This window comes from Methanosarcina sp. 2.H.T.1A.6, assembly GCF_000979455.1.
GTDB lineage: Archaea > Halobacteriota > Methanosarcinia > Methanosarcinales > Methanosarcinaceae > Methanosarcina.
The window spans coordinates 14,157-30,136 of sequence record NZ_JJOY01000040.1; the positions used below are offsets into that span (position 1 = coordinate 14,157).

A 15,980-nucleotide genomic window follows, 5' to 3' on the forward strand; every position below is an offset into this window, starting at 1 on the left:
AGAGTTTGCAGCTTTCTGAGGCTGGTTTAAAGTATATTTTTCGAATAAAACGCCCCCGTTTAACTCGGAAAAAACAGGAATGATTTAAACGAGCGGTTTAAACCAGAGACGGTTTTAAATATTTGCCAGTTAAATCAGGAACTTGTAAGAAAATGACCTGTGAGGAAAAATGACTCCTGAAAAAAAGACTGTACCGGACTCTCATGTAAGGGACAGAAATATAGAACTTTTCTCCATGCCAGGGCTGTCTGTGAACCTTCAGCGGTATGAAGGAAAAGCCCTGAAACTTACAGCAAGCGGGACCCTGAAAGCAGCCTGCGGCCCTATACTGAAAAAGATGAATTCACGTCTTCAGGAAGAAAAAGCAGCTCTTGTACAGGAGGACAGGGTTGTTCCTTCAGCATGGCTGCCTCCCATCCCAGGCCCCGTTTTCAAGCGCCTTATTTTTGCAGAAATTCATATAGCTCTGGGAAAATATATTCCTGAAACCGTCTCCATTGAGCTCACCCGCCAGACCAGTTCAAGGTACCCGCCAGGAACAACTGCTGACGAACTGGATACAGGCACAATTAAAAGAATAATAGACGAAGCCCTGGAACTTGGGACCCTCATTATTACTTTTACCGAGAATGATCCCCTGCTGAAGGAAGATGTCTTCGAGCTTATCGAGTATGTGGACAAAACCCGTGCTATAGTGAACTGTTCCACCTGGGGCACGGATTTTTCAAAAGAAACTGCCCTTAAATTAAAAGAAGCCGGACTTCATTCCCTCATGGTTGGCGTTTATTCAACTAATCCCGAAAAACACGATGCTGCCAGAAACTCCCCAGGAGCGTACGACCGGGCTGTCTCTGCCATAAAACTGGCTCTTGAAGCAGGGCTTCTGGTTGTAATGACAACTCACGCCTCTCCCTCAAACATTCAGGAACTTCCTGCCCTCTATGATCTTGCATCGGAACTCGGGGTACATGAGTTTTCAGTCTGGGAAGCAATGCCAAAAACCAGAGGTGAACCTGCGCTTAATGACAGGAACCGGAAAACAATTCTTGAGATGTACAGGAAGATAAACTCGGACCCGGAAGGCCCTCGCATGTTTTCAAACACTTATTTCGAAGGGCAGATGATGGGTGCAATGGCAGGCCGGCGCTGGATGCATGTAACCGCCGATGGTGATGTAAAACCAAGCCCTTACCCTCCTTTCAGATTCGGGAATGTAAAAGAAGTACCCTTAAAAGAGATCTGGCAGAGAATCAGGAGCTATCCGTATTTCCAGCGGCAGAAAAGTTTGAGCCCCATGCACGACCCCGAGTTTATGGAATTCGTTGACAAGATCCCTGAAGAGGCAAAACTGCCCTATCCTTTTGAAAAGATTTGCGAGAAATAACCGGGGCATATAAACAGAATTGCTTAGAATTTACTGGCAGCCGGATGAGAATATTAAAGAAACAAAAGCAGATAGATAACAGGTAGATGACAGTATCCAGGGCTGACAGAAGATAAACATTTACATATGAGCAGGTATTTTTAAAGAGCAATTTAGCCGGAGTGGGGTTTACACCCTTATTTACGTCACCCTTATTTATGTAGCAAGAAAAAGCTGCCTTCGGCAATTTTCCGGAAAAGGCAGCCCATGAGGGACTTTATGAATACTAAACTTGACCCATGGAGTTCAAGCGAGATCACTGACTATTCCAAGTTATTCGAAGAATTCGGGATTTCTCCTTTTGAAAACGTACTTCCGGAAATCCCTTCCCCGCATATGTACATGCGGAGGAAAGTTATCTTCGGGCACCGTGATTACGAACAGATTGCAGAGGCCATGCGGACAGGTGCCCCATTTTCAGTCATGGACGGCTTTATGCCCTCCGGAAAGATCCACCTTGGGCACAAGATGGTCATGGACCAGATAGTCTGGCACCAGGAAATGGGAGCTTCCGCCTTTGTCGGGATTGCAGACAGAGAAGCTTATTCAGTCCGCGGCTTTTCCTGGCAGAAGTGCAGGGAAATCGGGGTAGAAGAATACATATTAAGCCTGATTGCCTTCGGATTCAAACCCGACGGCCTTATCTATTTCCAGTCAGGCTGTGGAAGCGTCAAAGACCTGGCATTTGAACTCGGGGTCAAGGTTAATTTCTCGGAACTGAGCGCCATCTACGGTTTTTCAGGAGAGACAGGCCTCTCCCATATGATAAGCGTAGCAACCCAGGCTGCAGATATCCTCCAGCCCCAGTTAGAAGAATTTGGGGGACCAAAACCCATTGTAGTACCAGTGGGCCCGGACCAGGACCCTCATCTCCGCCTTACAAGGGGGCTTGCCGGCAAGATGAACATGTTCAGGGTAGAGGAACGGGCAGACGTAAAGACAGAAAGGAAATACCTGAGCGTCAGGGGAAAAGGAGCCCCGAAAGAGGCCCTCCAGGAACTCAAGAAACGCATTCCCGGGAAAGTAAAACTCTATGAAGAGCACATTGACGTACTCGAATATCCCGATCTTGCAGGACTTGAAAAGCTTGTCAGGGACGTAGCAGTCGAGTTCGGAGGCTACGCTTTCATTCCTCCTGCGTCCACCTACCACCGCTTCATGAGCGGGTTGCAGGGCGGAAAGATGTCGAGCAGCATCCCTGATAGCCATATTGCCCTTACGGACGACCCGAAAGAAGGGGCAAAAAAGGTAAAGAAGGCAAAGACCGGAGGCTGTGTAACCCTCGAAGAACAGAAAAAGCTTGGAGGAAATCCTGAAGAGTGTTCTGTCTTCGAACTGATGCTTTTCCATCTGCTTGATGATGACAAAGAACTGCTGGAAATCAGGCAGGAATGTGTCTCAGGAACAAGGATGTGCGGCTCATGCAAACAGCTTGCAGCCGAAAAGATGCATGATTTCCTTAAAGACCATCAGGAAAAGCGGGAACTTGCCAGGGAACAGCTTGATGAGTACAGAATTATTTACAAAAATTAAATTAAAAATATACTTATTAAATTCTTATAACCTATCAAATTCTTAATCATTTCAGGAAGATCAGGACGTGGTTACAATATGAGTGCTCAGGATAACCTCACAATCAACGAGAAAAAAGTCTTGCTCGCCCTTGAGGAACTGGGGTCGACAGCTCCCGATAAACTGGAAGAGAAGTCGGGGCTGCAGGTAGATGCCGCAATGCAGGCTGCCTTCATGCTTCAGGAAAAAGAACTTGCTTCCGTTTCCGAAAAAGTGCTCGAACGCTACTCCCTTACAAAGGAAGGAGAAAAATATACAAAAACAGGACTTCCGGAGCGCCAGATAATTGACGCCCTGAAAACTCCTACCTCCCTTGAAGAACTGAGGAGCCGTTTTTCCCCTCAGACCGTGGGAATTGCAACCGGCTGGCTCGTAAAAAAAGGGTGGGCAAAGGTTGAAAACGGGATGATGGTGCCTTCGGGAAAAGCTCCTGCTGGCAAAGATGAAGAAGCCCTTAAATCTTTCGCAGGCAAGATAAAGACTCTCGAAGAGCTTGCAGCCGATGAAGGGACTGTAAAGGACCTGCTCAAGCGCAAACTCGTCATAAAACACGAAGATAAGTTCAGGACTGTTTCCATAACAGGTGCAGGAAGCGCACTTGCAGCGCAGGGCATTGTCCTTGAAAAAGAAATTGCCCAGATCACATCCGAACTGCTGAAGAGTGGAGCCTGGAAAGGGAAAAAGTTCAGGCCTTACAGGCTCGACATTACTCCAAAGCCCCTCTACGGAGCAAAAATCCACCCTTACAGGCGTCTGATTGAACAGATGCGCCAGATCTTCCTGGAAATGGGCTTTACAGAGATCAAAGGCGGCATCATCCAGAGCTCTTTCTGGAACTTCGACGCCCTCTTCCAGCCCCAGGACCATCCGGCCAGGGATATGCAGGATACATTCCACCTCGGCAGTACCTGCCAGCTCCCGGCTGAATATCCGGAGAAAGTGGCAGCAATGCACGAGAACGGAGGAGACATTGACTCCTGCGGCTGGGGAGGAATCTGGGACAGGGAACTTGCCGGGCGCAATGTGCTCAGGACCCATACCACTTCAGTAACCATAAAGTACCTCGCAGACCATCCCGAACCGCCTGTAAAAGCCTTCTGTATTGACAGGGCTTACCGCAGGGAAACAATTGACCCGACCCATACCCCTGAATTCGAGCAGCTTGAAGGCGTGGTCATGGACAAAGATATGTCCTTTGCAGACCTGCTCGGGCTCCTGGCAGAATTCTACCACAGGATGGGGTTCGAAGAAATCCGCTTCCGCCCCGGCTATTTCCCCTATACCGAACCGAGTGTGGAACCTGAGGTCTACGTGGAAGGCCTCGGCTGGGTTGAACTCGGAGGCGCAGGCGTCTTCAGGAAAGAAGTCACAGAACCTTTCGGGATCAAAGAACCCGTCCTTGCCTGGGGGCTCGGGGTAAGCCGGCTCGCCATGCTGAAACTTGGGCTTAAAGACCTGAGGCTCCTCTACCAGTCCGATATCGACTGGCTCAGGAAGAGCGAAGTATGCAAGATTTAAAGCGTAAAGTGAAAATTCAAGCTTTAAAAACTTAAGTGACTCATGGGCTGTAAAAACTGCCTGTCCCAGCCCCAGGCAACTTCTTTTTTTCACATTTATGATCTCACGTTATCAGACGGTTGACATTTTGAGATTCAATTTTACCGGCGCGATCGGAGATTGCTCATCAATTTGCTCAAAACAGGTTGGCTAAACCGTTCCGTGGAATGAGAAAAAGTTAATTGTGCATACGCGCAATAGGAATCGATTAGACTTTCTCTGCGTAGATTACCCTTTCAACCGGTGTAGAAGCAAGTTCCCGACCGGTCGGCCTGATATACCGCCCGGCAAGCTCCTCATAACCGACGTGCTCGACTACCTTCCAGCCGTACTCCTCAAGAAAATCCGGCCACTCTTCCGGGTTCATCCCGAAAAGCCAGATCTTATCCCTTACGTACTTTTTGTAGATATTCTCCCAGCCATACATGACCCGGCCATCGAGAAAGTCTTTGCGAATATATGTGAAAACCAGAAGGCTGCCATGCTCGGCTTTAGCCAGAAAATCAAAAGTCGCTCTGATTCCGGTTTCAGTCAGATACTGCGTGACAGCCTCCCAGATGAAAAATGTCCGCTTATCCACCGAGTAGCCATAAGACGCAAGAACGGGACCCAATTCTTCTCGATCGAAATCTATCGGCACAAGCCTGACATGGGACGGGACTGCTCCGAACAACTTACACAGCCGGGTCTGCTTGGACTTAATGTTTTCAGGCTGATCAACCTCCCAGACTGGCATGTTAGATAGAGCTGGTAACCGGTATGCCCGGGTGTCGAAGCCCGCACCCAGATTCACGACCGCGTTAACCTGATCAACCGACTCGATCAGCTTCTCGTCTATGTACCTCTTTCTGCACAGCATACCACCCCAGAGACCGGGAGTGTCATTCTTGGTAACTCGGATCATCCAGGTCCTTAAAGAATTAAACCGCATCAGCCATACAAGAGATCTCATGCCTAACGGAAGTATTCGATAGGCCAGGTCATCTTCGATGATGCGTTGCTTCGCAGGAAAATATTGTTCAATAGCAACCAGTGCTGTTGGACTCACGCCTGTTTTAGCTGCTGCTTTTGTCATATTGCCTCTCTCTATTCATTTAGTACGGAATGCACATTTAATTTTGTTATCATGCAGATCTCATAGAGAAATAAATATTATAGCCTCCTCTTTACTTCGTCATCCCTAAAAAGCTTTTAATTACTTCTTTTTTGATTTAAAGGTTTTATTTACTTTTTTTTAGCACTTTTTTATTACTCCCAATAATTGTCGGACAGCCTGTAAAGGACAGGGTATTCGTACCCTCTGCGCTCCCATTGCAATAATTCTATTGAATATATACACATGAGAATATAATAATCGAGGATTATATAAAAATGCTTTAGAGCAGCAGGAAACAGCATAAATTATCCAGCAGATACTATGTTTGAGACCTCTTCTGATGTGGTTTTGTACTAACAAAATGTAAACTATGTTTTTGGAATGAACATAAATCAGCAAGTATTAATAGTAAGGAGTAATACGAAGAAGCAAAATTATAATATAAAAAATACATATTGTTGGAGATTTTTTCGTATAAAACTGGCCAAAAAAGTTGGAGATTTATTTATGAAGAAGTATATTTACATAACATTTCTCCTTGTTACAGGATTGTGTTTGGTTTTTTCCGGGTGTATCACCCAGGATGAGCCTGAGGATACTGATACCGGAGCAGAGATCACCTTAACCGATCTCTCGGGACGTCAAGTTATGCTGCATGAACCTGCCAACAGGATAATTCTTCAAGACAGTGGAGCAGGAGGTGCTTTTTACACCCTTTTTGCTCTGGATGGAAAAGACGCTGTCAAAAGGATTGTGGGGATGGACACCGAGCTCAGTGACCACCGCAAGTGGATCTGGCAGAAGTATGTGGAAGCTATTCCCGAACTTGACTCGATTCCCACAGTGGGCAACGGCGAAGATTTGAATGTGGAATCGGTCATCGCACTCAAACCTGACGTACTTATAGTTCCAGAATTCCGCTACAATAATACCATTGATGTATACAGGAAAGTAGAAGAGGCTGGAATTCCGGTTGTGATTATAGATTTCCATTCCGAAAGGCCCGAAACCCACAGGCAGAGCATTGAGGTCATTGGCAAAGTTATTGGAAGGGAAGACAAGGCGGCAGAGCTTGCCAATTTCTACCAGGAACAAATTGATGAGGTGACATCGCGCCTTGAAAAAATCGATACCGAAAAACCAGCTGTTTACATTGAATGCGGAATGAAAGGACCTTCCGAGTTATATAACACTTATGGAACTTTTATGTGGGGTGCACTTGTCGAAAACTGTCGCGGAGAAAATATTGCGAACGGTGTAATTGATGAATGGGGCCCTCTCAATCCCGAGTACCTTCTTGATAAGAACCCTGATGTAATTATTTTTACAGGTTCGTATTGGCCAGCATATGAAGAATCCCTCAGGCTTGGTTATTATAGCACAAAAGAAGAATCTGAAAAGACCCTTGATCCCTTCACTGAAAGGGCCGGATGGGAGACCATTAATGCTGTCAAAAGCGATAGGATTTACGCAATCCACCATGGTCTTGCACGGGATATCTGGGACTTTGTTGCTATTCAGTTCATCGCAAAGTCAATCTATCCTGAAGAGTTCAAGGACCTTGACCCCGAAGCAAACCTAAAGAAATTTCATGAGGAGTTTCTTCCTGTTGAGTACAGCGGAGTCTGGTCTCTTCAACTTGGTGAGTAATGATCGAATATGAAAGGTTATTCGAATGGAACTTATTCAAGGATGAAGAGTGAACCAAAGGAGATTTATTCCGGGATTACCTCCCGGAAATATATCTTCATTTTAATGATGGGAACAGCTGTAGTTTTGTCTTTCATTCTTGACATAATGAGCGGACCTGCCTGGCTTTCGGTGAGGGAAGTCGTATTAGCCCTTTTAGGGTTAGGGGATTCTACAGGACACGCAATCGTATGGGTTATACGGTTACCAATGGCCGCAATGGCTGTTGTAGTAGGAGCTGCCCTGGGAATTGCAGGTGCTGAGATGCAGACCATTCTTGACAACCCACTTGCGAGCCCCTACACACTTGGAATTTCTGCAGCTGCGGGATTTGGAGCAGCCCTCGCCTTTGTGCTCGGAGTGGGAGTTGTTCCTTTTGCAGAGGAAATTTTAGTTCCATTTAATGCATTTTTCTTCTCATTTCTCTGCTGCCTTGCTATCTATTTCATTGCAAACAAAAAGAAAGGGACCACAGAGACAATAGTCCTTGCAGGAATTGCCCTTTTGTTTCTGTTCAATTCGATGATCGCACTCCTCGAATATATTGCATCTGCAGACGAGCTTCAAGCCGTAATATTCTGGCTTTTCGGAAGCCTTTCCAAGGCAACACTACCCAAAGTCGCTATCGTTTTTGTAGTTCTGATACTGATAATCCCAATTTTTGCACTGGATGCATGGAAACTTACTGCTCTCCGGTTAGGTGATAACAAGGCAAAAAGCCTCGGAATTAACGTTGAAAAGCTAAGGGTCAAGGCTTTTGTATTAATTTCGATTCTGACAGCAACGGCAGTTTGCTTTGTTGGTACGATCGGTTTTGTCGGGCTTGTTGCCCCGCATATCTCACGTATGCTCGTAGGAGAGGATCAGCGATATTTCATGCCACTTTCAGCCCTTGGAGGGGCTTTTCTCTTATCCGTTGCTTCAATTGCAAGTAAACTGGTAGTTCCGGGTGCAATATTTCCAATAGGAATTGCCACCTCATTTATAGGGGTTCCGTTTTTCCTGTTCATGATTCTCAGGCGGAGGAGGGATTTTTGGTGAAACTTGAAGTCTTTGATCTATCTTATTCCTACAGTACGACCCCGGTTTTAAAGGGTATCTCCCTGACTGCTGAAAAAATGGTGACAGCCATTATAGGACCGAACGGCGCAGGAAAATCCACTCTGTTAACCTGTATTGCAGGACTACTCAGGCCTGAAGGAAAGATTCTTTTAAACGGAACAGACATCCGGAAAATGGACAGGGACGATTTTTCAAAAGCCCTGAGCTACCTTCCGCAGGATGCCCCTTCAAGAGCGGTACTGACAGTTTTTGAGGCGGTTCTTCTCGGCCGCCTTCACTCCCTTAAGTGGAGGGTGGGAGAAGAGGACCTGGGGATTGTATACAGGGTTATGGGAGAACTCGGAATTGAAGAGCTTGCCTCAAGAACATTAAACGAACTTAGCGGAGGGCAGCGGCAAATGGTCTCAATCGCTCAGGCACTTGTAAAAGAGCCAGAGATCCTCCTTATGGATGAGCCGACCAATTCACTTGACCTTCAGCGCCAGCTTGAACTTTTTGAACTGATCAGGGAAATCTCGGCTGATAAACAAATTACTTTGGTGACGGCTCTGCACGACCTTAACCTTGCAGCTCGTTATGCCGATCATATAGTTGTCATGAAGGAAGGTGAAGTTGTCTCCTCCGGGTCTCCGAACAAGGTGCTGACCTGCGAGATGATCGAGTCCGTATATGGAGTCCATGCCAGAGTATCTGTAGACGAGGAAGGAATTCCTGAAATCCTCCCCGTCTGTTCTGCCGGTAGAAGAAAAAATCACAAATAATTATGAGGATGTTTGAATGGTGACAAAAAAAGTTGACTGGGAAGCCCTCTGGGCGGACACTCTAAGGGCTACAAATGAAAAATGTACTCCGGATTACTGGAATCAGCGGGCATCTGATTATTCAGACTTTATTTCAACAAGCGACTTTGAGCATGGAAAAAAGATACGTGCCCTCTTTGAAGCAGAGGGCCTATTAAATAAAGACTGGAATATTCTGGACGTAGGGGCAGGACCGGGCGCTGTCACAATTCCTTTTGCAGAGAAGGTTTCATCCGTTACTTCCGTAGAACCTGCGGAGGAAATGGCAAACTACCTTTTGAAAAATGCAGAGGAAAGAGGCCTTTTCAATATCCGTATCATTCCCACTTTGTGGCAGGAAGTTGAAATAGAGAACCTGAGAAATACTTTTGACCTTGTAGTCTGCTGCCACGCTCTCTGGCATTTTACCGACATCTGGGAACAGGTACAGAGAATGGCTGCGGCTTCAAAGGGTTTTTGTTGTCTTGTACACGGGCTATATGATGAAGGCGAAGCTGAAGAATGGAAAAAGCTCGGGGTTACGGAGGATAATGTCGACCAGTTTACAATGATAAAAAACATTCTTGAACACAGGGGGATTTATCCGAACATTCACATAGCAGATATCACAATGAGAAGATCGGTTGAGTCTGCCTTATCCATGTGGACAAATGTTCTTGGGAAGTATAGAATACCGTCCGAAAAAGATATTGAAACCATAAAAGAATATGTAAATGCTTATTCCAATGATGGATATTATGAAAGAAAAACGAAACTCGGGATGTTATGGTGGAAAACTGAATAATAATTATTTATGCAGTTCTAAAAGGGCAAATGAGTTTGATAGCAAATTTTTACAAGTCATAATTCATACCAAAATTCTTAAGCACACTTTCATGCCAATAGAAATTTGTCCCGGAGTCAAATGAGCCTTGGACATAAAAAGGTACGAAGAAACAACCGGAAGAGACCGGTTTCGAACCACCCTTGTCATACTCAGCTCTACTCATTCCCGACCGCTGGTACCTCTGGCTTCTGATAATCGGAGGAGGCGGCGCCCTGCTGGTGGCATGGTATACGAAAAATTTCGCCTATCAGCACCCAAAATCCGGAGAAGTGTTCGAAATTTCACCTCTGGGAAACATATTCAGCCCTAATATATAAATAAAAAGACCTCGAATGCTTTGGATGCAAAAAAAGGAGCTGATAAAAGGTTTTTGAGAATATGGGAGTAAACTGTTATCTGGGAAAACTAAGAAATATTAGGTGATGAACGGGGAAAGGGAAAACATTCCAAAAACTCCTGCAGGGGAAAAAGTCTCCCTTCTCCCCCTCCTTACTGTCAATTTCATAGGTACACTAGGGTTCAGTATCGTTCTCCCATTCCTTGTATTTCTGGTGAACCGGCTTGGAGGCAATGCTTTCATTTACGGGCTTGCAAGTTCCATGTATCCTGCTTTCCAGCTCATAGGCGCCCCTATTCTCGGCAGGTGGTCTGACATTTACGGGCGTAAAAAGATCCTGCTTTTAAGCCAGCTTGGAACTCTGCTTTCCTGGATTATCTTTCTCGGAGCTCTTTTTCTTCCGGTTGTAACCCTTTTTAAAGTAGACTCCGAAATCCTGGGAGCTTTTGCTTTCACCCTGCCCCTTGCAGTGCTCTTCTTTGCCCGGGCTCTTGACGGGCTGACCGGAGGAAATGTGTCCGTAGCCAACGCTTACCTGGCAGACATTACCGAAGAAAAAGACAGGAATCGGAATTTCGGAAAAATGTCGATTTCCTCAAACCTCGGGTTCATAGTGGGCCCTGCCCTTGCCGGGCTTTTGAGCATAACAGCATACGGAGAAGCGGCTCCTGTACTGGGCGCAGTAGTAATATCACTTATAGGGACCGCACTTATCGTATTTCATATCCCTGAAAACAAAGAGTGTTCTCTTGAAGGACCTGCCGATGCTGAGGACATACGAAAAGTCTTTGGCTACGAGATAAAGGAATGCAGGACTACGCGGGAAACCGGGAAGCCTTCCTTTCGGGAAGTTTTAAAGCTCCCGAATATCCCTTATATGCTCGGCCTTTACTTTCTCATCTTTCTCGGCTTCAATATATTCTACACCGCTTTTCCACTGCATGCAATCGCAGCCCTTGACTGGGGCATCGCAAAAATGGGGGTCTACTTTACGGTCCTAAGCGGCCTTCTGATAATTGTGCAGGGTTCTATACTCCCGAAGCTTTCAAAAAGATATTCAGATGCCTCACTTATAATATTCGGAAGCCTGATGCTCGGCACGAACTTTCTGCTGCTTATCCCCGGAAACCTCTTCCTGACCTATCTTGCAACAGGGTTTTTCGCACTGGGTGACGGGCTTATGTGGCCTTCTTTCCTTTCCCTTTTATCAAAAATTGCAGGGAAGAGCTACCAGGGAACTATACAGGGGTTTGCCAGCAGTTTCGGGGGGCTTGCAAGCATAACCGGGCTGATCCTCGGCGGGCTTTTATATGAACTGCTTGCAGGAAGAGCTTTTTTACTCGCAGGTATGGTAATTTATACCGTATTTTTACTCAATTTCAGGCTCAGGCAATTTGAAAAAGAGCTGAAGTACTGAGAAAAATAATTTGAAACCATAGAACGATGGAATGAAAAAAAAGCGAAAAACCAAACTGTTTAAGTAAATAGGGCTGTATATTGAAAATAGAAAAGGGCTGAAAAAATCCAGATTAATAAAACCCTGGAATAATAAAAACTTCGGACTAATAAAAAACCAAAACAGGAAACAGTAAAATGTACGGTAATTCCCTTATTCTCATTATATTCGGATTTATGTTTCTTCTTTCTTTCATCCTCTGGGTCTGGACCCTTGTTGACTGCCTGCGAAAAGAAACGGATAAAGGGAATACGCGCCTTATCTGGGTTATTATTATCGTTTTTACATATATTGTAGGAGCTTTTCTTTATTACCTTATCAGACAACCTAAAAGAGTCAAAGAACTCGGCAGGTAATTCCAGAAAGAATCAAGGTGGTTCCTGAGTGGTTGTTTAAAAGCATGAAAGTCTATTTGAAGGCCTTTAAAGACCTTATTTGAATGATTGGGCCTCAAAATGTCCGGAGAAAAAGGAGAGGGAATTTACCCTCAAAGTGTTTTAAGGTATTCAACAACATCGCCCACATCTTTATCGGTCATCTTCCACCTGGGCATGGTAAGGTCAAGAGGCTCACCTGAAGGATCAATTCCCTCCCTGATTGCCCTTTTGATGGTCTCTTCCGTGTATGGAGGATGTTCTTCCTCTTCTTCGTGCTCTTCAGAAACAAGGCTTTCATACCTGATATCCGGAGGAACCTCAAAACCCATCATTACCGGATAGCCTCCTCTACCGTCAGTCCCATGGCAGTCAACGCAGCTCCCTCCGTGAACGTACAGCCAGTGAGGACCATACTCGATTTCAATAACCTCACCGCTTTCGTTAAATCCGGTATAATAGATTAATTCCCCGTTTGACTCAAAATCACTTATGTTATATGAAGTAGAAATCCTTCCCGGATACATTCCACTACCGGGATACATTCCGCCGCCTGGATACATACCTCTTCCAGGATATGAAGTCCAGTTTTCCGAATAAATATCAGACCGGCCGTAGAAACCGTCCCCTGCACGATAAAAACCTCCCATAGCCCAAAACATAAAAATAAGGACAGCTATTCCTGCGATTATCAGAACCAGCAGAATAATCAGGAACGGATTGCTTTTGCTTTCCCCGTCTGCGATGCTTTAACCCCCTTTAAATCAGACCTGAGTTTATCTGTGAAAATAATCAGTTAAAATGACCAGTCAAAATGACCAGTCAAAATGATCAGGCTTCCTGTTCACTGTTCATTATTTTCTTTTTTCCCCTTACATGCTTTGAGACGAATCTGACACCTGCAGAAATCAGTGCTGCCAGAGCCAGCATTTTCATCAAACCGCGAATTATTCCAAACATAAAATTACCCCATCTTTAAAGCTCTTGCATTTATAGCTACGATCACGGTACTCAAGCTCATGAGAACCGCACCCACGGCAGGGCTCAGTAAGATACCGTATCCATAGAGTACTCCTGCTGCAAGCGGAATTGCAAAAACATTATACCCGGTTGCCCAGAGCAGGTTCTGGTACATCTTGGAGTAAGTTTTTCTGGAAAGCTCAATAATGTACAACACATCTCCGGGATCGTTTTTAACCAGCACGATATCGGCGGTTTCGATTGCAACATCCGTGCCTGCCCCGATAGCTATTCCCACATCCGCCTGGGCAAGGGCAGGGGCGTCATTGACCCCATCTCCGACCATTCCGGTAACGTACTGCTTCTGGACTTCCATGACCTTTGCTGCCTTTTCGTGAGGAAGGACTTCCGCAAAGTAGTCGTCAAGCTCCAGTTCCCGGGCTACCCAGGCAGCAACATAGCGGTTGTCCCCGGTAAGCATCAGGCATTTTATGCCCATTCCTTTGAGCTTTGAGATTGCTTCCCTTGACTCTTTCCTGATAATATCGGCAAGTGCAAGGGCTCCAAGCACTTTCTCTCCTTCAAGCAGAAATACAACGGTTTTTCCCTGCTCCTTAATTTCTTCAATTTTCTCAGATTCAATTTTCCCGTCATTCAGGCTGATTCCTTTTTCTTCAAGGTAGCCCGGGCTTACTAACAGGAATTTCTTGCCATCAATTATGCCCTCTATTCCTTTTCCCGGAATGGAACTGAACTTTTCGACCTGAGAAGGCTCGATTCCTTTTTCCCTGGCGCTCTCAAGGATTCCTCTTGCAATCGGGTGTTCCGAACTTGCTTCAAGGGAAGCTGCGAGGCTGAGGATCTTTTTGTCATTATTTTTGTCATTCTTTTTGTCATTCTTTTTGTCATTCTTTTTGTCATCTTCACCTGAGAGAGAAACTAAATCCGTTACTCCAAACCGGCCTTCAGTGAGGGTGCCAGTTTTATCAAAGATTACAGCTTCAAGGCTGCGGGCTTTTTCAAACGCCTGCCGGTCCCTGATCAGAAGCCCTGATTTTGCGGCAATAGATGTTGAAACTGCAACCACCAGAGGAATTGCAAGCCCAAGGGCATGCGGGCAGGTAATAACCATTACAGTAACTGCTCTCTCCAAAGCAAAAACAAGTTCCTGACCGGAGAAGCTCCAGAGGATAAATGTGAGAGCGCCCGCAGTCAGGGCTATGATCGTAAGGTACATAGCAGCCCTGTTTGCCAGGTCCTGAGTTTTTGATTTGCTCTCCTGGGCTGTTCTGACAAGTTCGACAACCTGGTTGAGGTAGGTGTCCTTTCCTGTTTTTTTGACCTCCACAACAAAAGCTGCCTCCCCGTTAATCGAACCGCCTATGACCCCATTTCCCGGCTTTTTCGTGACAGGTTTTGACTCACCTGTGAGCATGGATTCGTTGACACTGCTCATCCCTTCAGTAACGGTTCCATCAACAGGAATCTTTTCCCCTGGCTTGACCAGAACCTGATCTCCTATTTTTAACCGGTCAACCCCCACGTCAATGGTTTCGCCGTTTTTCTTCAGGTGAGCAACCGAGGGCATGATCTTTACCAGCTCTTCAAGGGCTCTTGAAGCCCCCATTACCGAACGCATCTCCAGCCAGTGCCCGAGCAGCATTACATCGATAAGGGTCACCAGTTCCCAGAAAAAGACTCCGCCGGGAAGCCCTAAAACCACAGCAGAGCTGTAAAAATAAGCCACGCTGATAGCAACGGCTATGAGGGTCATCATTCCCGGAGATTTCTCTGCAAGCTCGTCTTTTATCCCCTTGAGAAAGGGGTAGCCGCCGTAAAAATAAACGACCGAGGACAGCAAAAAGATAAGAATATCCGCACCGGGGACGCGAAGCTCAAAACCAAAAAAGCCCTGAATCATGGGAGAGAACAGCAAAACCGGGAAGGTCAGTATAAAAGAAACAATGAACCTTTTTCTGAAATCTGCAAGCATATGAGCATGATGATCTTCATGGCCTTTTCTCCCGGGCATTTCATGCCCCTGATGCTTCATTCCTTCATGTTGCTCATGGCCTTGAGGTTTCATTCCTTCAGGCTGCTCATGGATTTGGGTTTTCTCTCCGGAATGTCCTGTTTGACCTTCCGGATGGCCCTCATGAAGCATATTTTCAGCAGGCTTATTCTTGTTTTCGTCGTGAAATTCAGGGGAATTTCCTGACATTTCTCTTCCGGAGTTATATTCTTCATTGGAAAGAGAAGGCTCATTTACCTGAACTTTAGAACTATCAGTGTCCATCCCCTTATCTTCAGCCTGCATATCCCCAATGCCCCTAATTTTAATTTTATTTAAGATACTATTATCTCTTAATATATTTCAAAATAAGGGAATCAAACGTCCTGCATCGAAAAATAATAGAATTGATTTCAAAAAGTTAGATGAAAATAAAAGAAAACATAAAAATGTAATAAAAGAAAACTTTAGTAATTTTGTTTACTCTTAATACCCCGACGCACGGTGAATATCAAAAAATAGAGCATAATGAAGCAAACGACCCCGAGGAAGACGGTAGACCAGAAAGCTACATCCGCAGGAATGTAACTAATAGACCCAAAGTCTTCAAACAACGTCGACATATTATAACATAGATCCCCATATCTAATAAATTTATCTGATAATTGTATAAAATAAAAAGAAAGACGAGAGAGTTCATCAAGGCCGGAAAAAATATAAAAATGCAGCGCATGATACACCGAAATCAGGAGTCATACATGACCTATTTTTCCAGAAACTTCTGATACTGATTTTCACTTTATGGCCTGCTGCACAC

General features: G+C 45.4%; 14 protein-coding genes. 10 read left to right on the plus strand and 4 right to left on the minus strand.

The genetic code is table 11. The features are described from left to right. Window positions 1–169 precede the first annotated feature (169 nt). The 3 genes from EO98_RS11385 (at window position 170) to EO98_RS11395 (ending at window position 4,513) form a co-directional block, all read left to right on the plus strand. Window positions 170–1,384 (plus strand): radical SAM protein, encoded by a 1,215-nt coding sequence (locus EO98_RS11385; protein ID WP_048136901.1) that lies wholly within the window; start codon window positions 170–172, stop codon window positions 1,382–1,384. Between the two features lie 258 nt (window positions 1,385–1,642). After that, on the plus strand, window positions 1,643–2,956 hold the full coding sequence (locus tag EO98_RS11390) for a tryptophan--tRNA ligase (RefSeq protein ID WP_200895261.1): 1,314 nt from the start codon (window positions 1,643–1,645) through the stop codon (window positions 2,954–2,956). Between the two features lie 78 nt (window positions 2,957–3,034). Further along, window positions 3,035–4,513, plus strand: a complete 1,479-nt coding sequence (locus EO98_RS11395; RefSeq protein WP_048136905.1) for a phenylalanine--tRNA ligase subunit alpha — start codon at window positions 3,035–3,037, stop codon at window positions 4,511–4,513. Between the two features lie 247 nt (window positions 4,514–4,760). Here the strand turns inward: EO98_RS11395 and EO98_RS11400 are convergent, their stop codons facing one another. After that, the gene (locus EO98_RS11400) at window positions 4,761–5,627 is read right to left on the minus strand and encodes a class I SAM-dependent methyltransferase (RefSeq protein ID WP_048136907.1); all 867 of its coding nucleotides are present in this window, start codon (window positions 5,625–5,627) and stop codon (window positions 4,761–4,763) included. A gap of 528 nt (window positions 5,628–6,155) precedes the next feature. On the opposite strand from EO98_RS11400, the gene EO98_RS11405 reads away from it, so the two are divergent. The 7 genes from EO98_RS11405 (at window position 6,156) to EO98_RS11430 (ending at window position 12,174) form a co-directional block, all read left to right on the plus strand. Further along, window positions 6,156–7,298 carry an ABC transporter substrate-binding protein gene (locus EO98_RS11405; RefSeq protein WP_048136909.1) on the plus strand — a complete coding sequence of 381 codons (1,143 nt, stop codon included), beginning with the start codon at window positions 6,156–6,158 and terminating at the stop codon, window positions 7,296–7,298. A gap of 42 nt (window positions 7,299–7,340) precedes the next feature. After that, complete coding sequence (locus tag EO98_RS11410; RefSeq protein ID WP_048136912.1) at window positions 7,341–8,378, plus strand: iron ABC transporter permease; 1,038 nt, start codon at window positions 7,341–7,343, stop codon at window positions 8,376–8,378. Further along, the gene (locus EO98_RS11415) at window positions 8,375–9,160 is read left to right on the plus strand and encodes an ABC transporter ATP-binding protein (RefSeq protein WP_048136967.1); all 786 of its coding nucleotides are present in this window, start codon (window positions 8,375–8,377) and stop codon (window positions 9,158–9,160) included. The genes EO98_RS11410 and EO98_RS11415 overlap by 4 nt, the downstream gene beginning before the upstream one ends. Before the next feature lie 16 nt (window positions 9,161–9,176). Then, window positions 9,177–9,983, plus strand: coding sequence for a bifunctional 2-polyprenyl-6-hydroxyphenol methylase/3-demethylubiquinol 3-O-methyltransferase UbiG (locus EO98_RS11420; RefSeq protein ID WP_048136915.1), 807 nt, complete (start codon window positions 9,177–9,179; stop codon window positions 9,981–9,983). Window positions 9,984–10,165: 182 nt separating this feature from the next. Next, window positions 10,166–10,342 carry a hypothetical protein gene (locus EO98_RS18500; RefSeq protein ID WP_156161120.1) on the plus strand — a complete coding sequence of 59 codons (177 nt, stop codon included), beginning with the start codon at window positions 10,166–10,168 and terminating at the stop codon, window positions 10,340–10,342. 105 nt (window positions 10,343–10,447) lie between these two features. Further along, on the plus strand, window positions 10,448–11,779 hold the full coding sequence (locus EO98_RS11425; RefSeq protein WP_048136917.1) for an MFS transporter: 1,332 nt from the start codon (window positions 10,448–10,450) through the stop codon (window positions 11,777–11,779). 215 nt (window positions 11,780–11,994) lie between these two features. Next, window positions 11,995–12,174 carry a PLD nuclease N-terminal domain-containing protein gene (locus EO98_RS11430; RefSeq protein WP_235283426.1) on the plus strand — a complete coding sequence of 60 codons (180 nt, stop codon included), beginning with the start codon at window positions 11,995–11,997 and terminating at the stop codon, window positions 12,172–12,174. A gap of 131 nt (window positions 12,175–12,305) precedes the next feature. On the opposite strand, the gene EO98_RS11435 is transcribed toward EO98_RS11430, so the two are convergent. The 3 genes from EO98_RS11435 to EO98_RS11440 all read right to left on the minus strand — a co-directional run bounded on the left by EO98_RS11435 (window position 12,306) and on the right by EO98_RS11440 (window position 15,469). Continuing rightward, a complete protein-coding gene (locus tag EO98_RS11435) occupies window positions 12,306–12,854 on the minus strand; it encodes a cytochrome c (RefSeq protein ID WP_156161121.1) in 549 nt (182 codons plus the stop codon). Between the two features lie 169 nt (window positions 12,855–13,023). Next, the gene (locus EO98_RS19430) at window positions 13,024–13,152 is read right to left on the minus strand and encodes a hypothetical protein (RefSeq protein ID WP_255350277.1); all 129 of its coding nucleotides are present in this window, start codon (window positions 13,150–13,152) and stop codon (window positions 13,024–13,026) included. Between the two features lie 4 nt (window positions 13,153–13,156). Next, on the minus strand, window positions 13,157–15,469 hold the full coding sequence (locus EO98_RS11440) for a heavy metal translocating P-type ATPase (RefSeq protein ID WP_156161122.1): 2,313 nt from the start codon (window positions 15,467–15,469) through the stop codon (window positions 13,157–13,159). Window positions 15,470–15,980 lie beyond the last annotated feature (511 nt).

Coding starts and splice junctions, on each gene's coding strand:
- EO98_RS11385 (WP_048136901.1), top strand. CDS start 170: ATGACTCCTGAAAAAAAGACTGTACCGGACTCTCATGTAAGGGACAGA.
- EO98_RS11390 (WP_200895261.1), top strand. CDS start 1,643: ATGAATACTAAACTTGACCCATGGAGTTCAAGCGAGATCACTGACTAT.
- EO98_RS11395 (WP_048136905.1), top strand. CDS start 3,035: ATGAGTGCTCAGGATAACCTCACAATCAACGAGAAAAAAGTCTTGCTC.
- EO98_RS11400 (WP_048136907.1), bottom strand. CDS start 5,627: ATGACAAAAGCAGCAGCTAAAACAGGCGTGAGTCCAACAGCACTGGTT.
- EO98_RS11405 (WP_048136909.1), top strand. CDS start 6,156: ATGAAGAAGTATATTTACATAACATTTCTCCTTGTTACAGGATTGTGT.
- EO98_RS11410 (WP_048136912.1), top strand. CDS start 7,341: ATGAAGAGTGAACCAAAGGAGATTTATTCCGGGATTACCTCCCGGAAA.
- EO98_RS11420 (WP_048136915.1), top strand. CDS start 9,177: ATGGTGACAAAAAAAGTTGACTGGGAAGCCCTCTGGGCGGACACTCTA.
- EO98_RS11425 (WP_048136917.1), top strand. CDS start 10,448: ATGAACGGGGAAAGGGAAAACATTCCAAAAACTCCTGCAGGGGAAAAA.
- EO98_RS11430 (WP_235283426.1), top strand. CDS start 11,995: ATGTTTCTTCTTTCTTTCATCCTCTGGGTCTGGACCCTTGTTGACTGC.
- EO98_RS11435 (WP_156161121.1), bottom strand. CDS start 12,854: ATGTTTTGGGCTATGGGAGGTTTTTATCGTGCAGGGGACGGTTTCTAC.
- EO98_RS19430 (WP_255350277.1), bottom strand. CDS start 13,152: ATGTTTGGAATAATTCGCGGTTTGATGAAAATGCTGGCTCTGGCAGCA.
- EO98_RS11440 (WP_156161122.1), bottom strand. CDS start 15,469: ATGCAGGCTGAAGATAAGGGGATGGACACTGATAGTTCTAAAGTTCAG.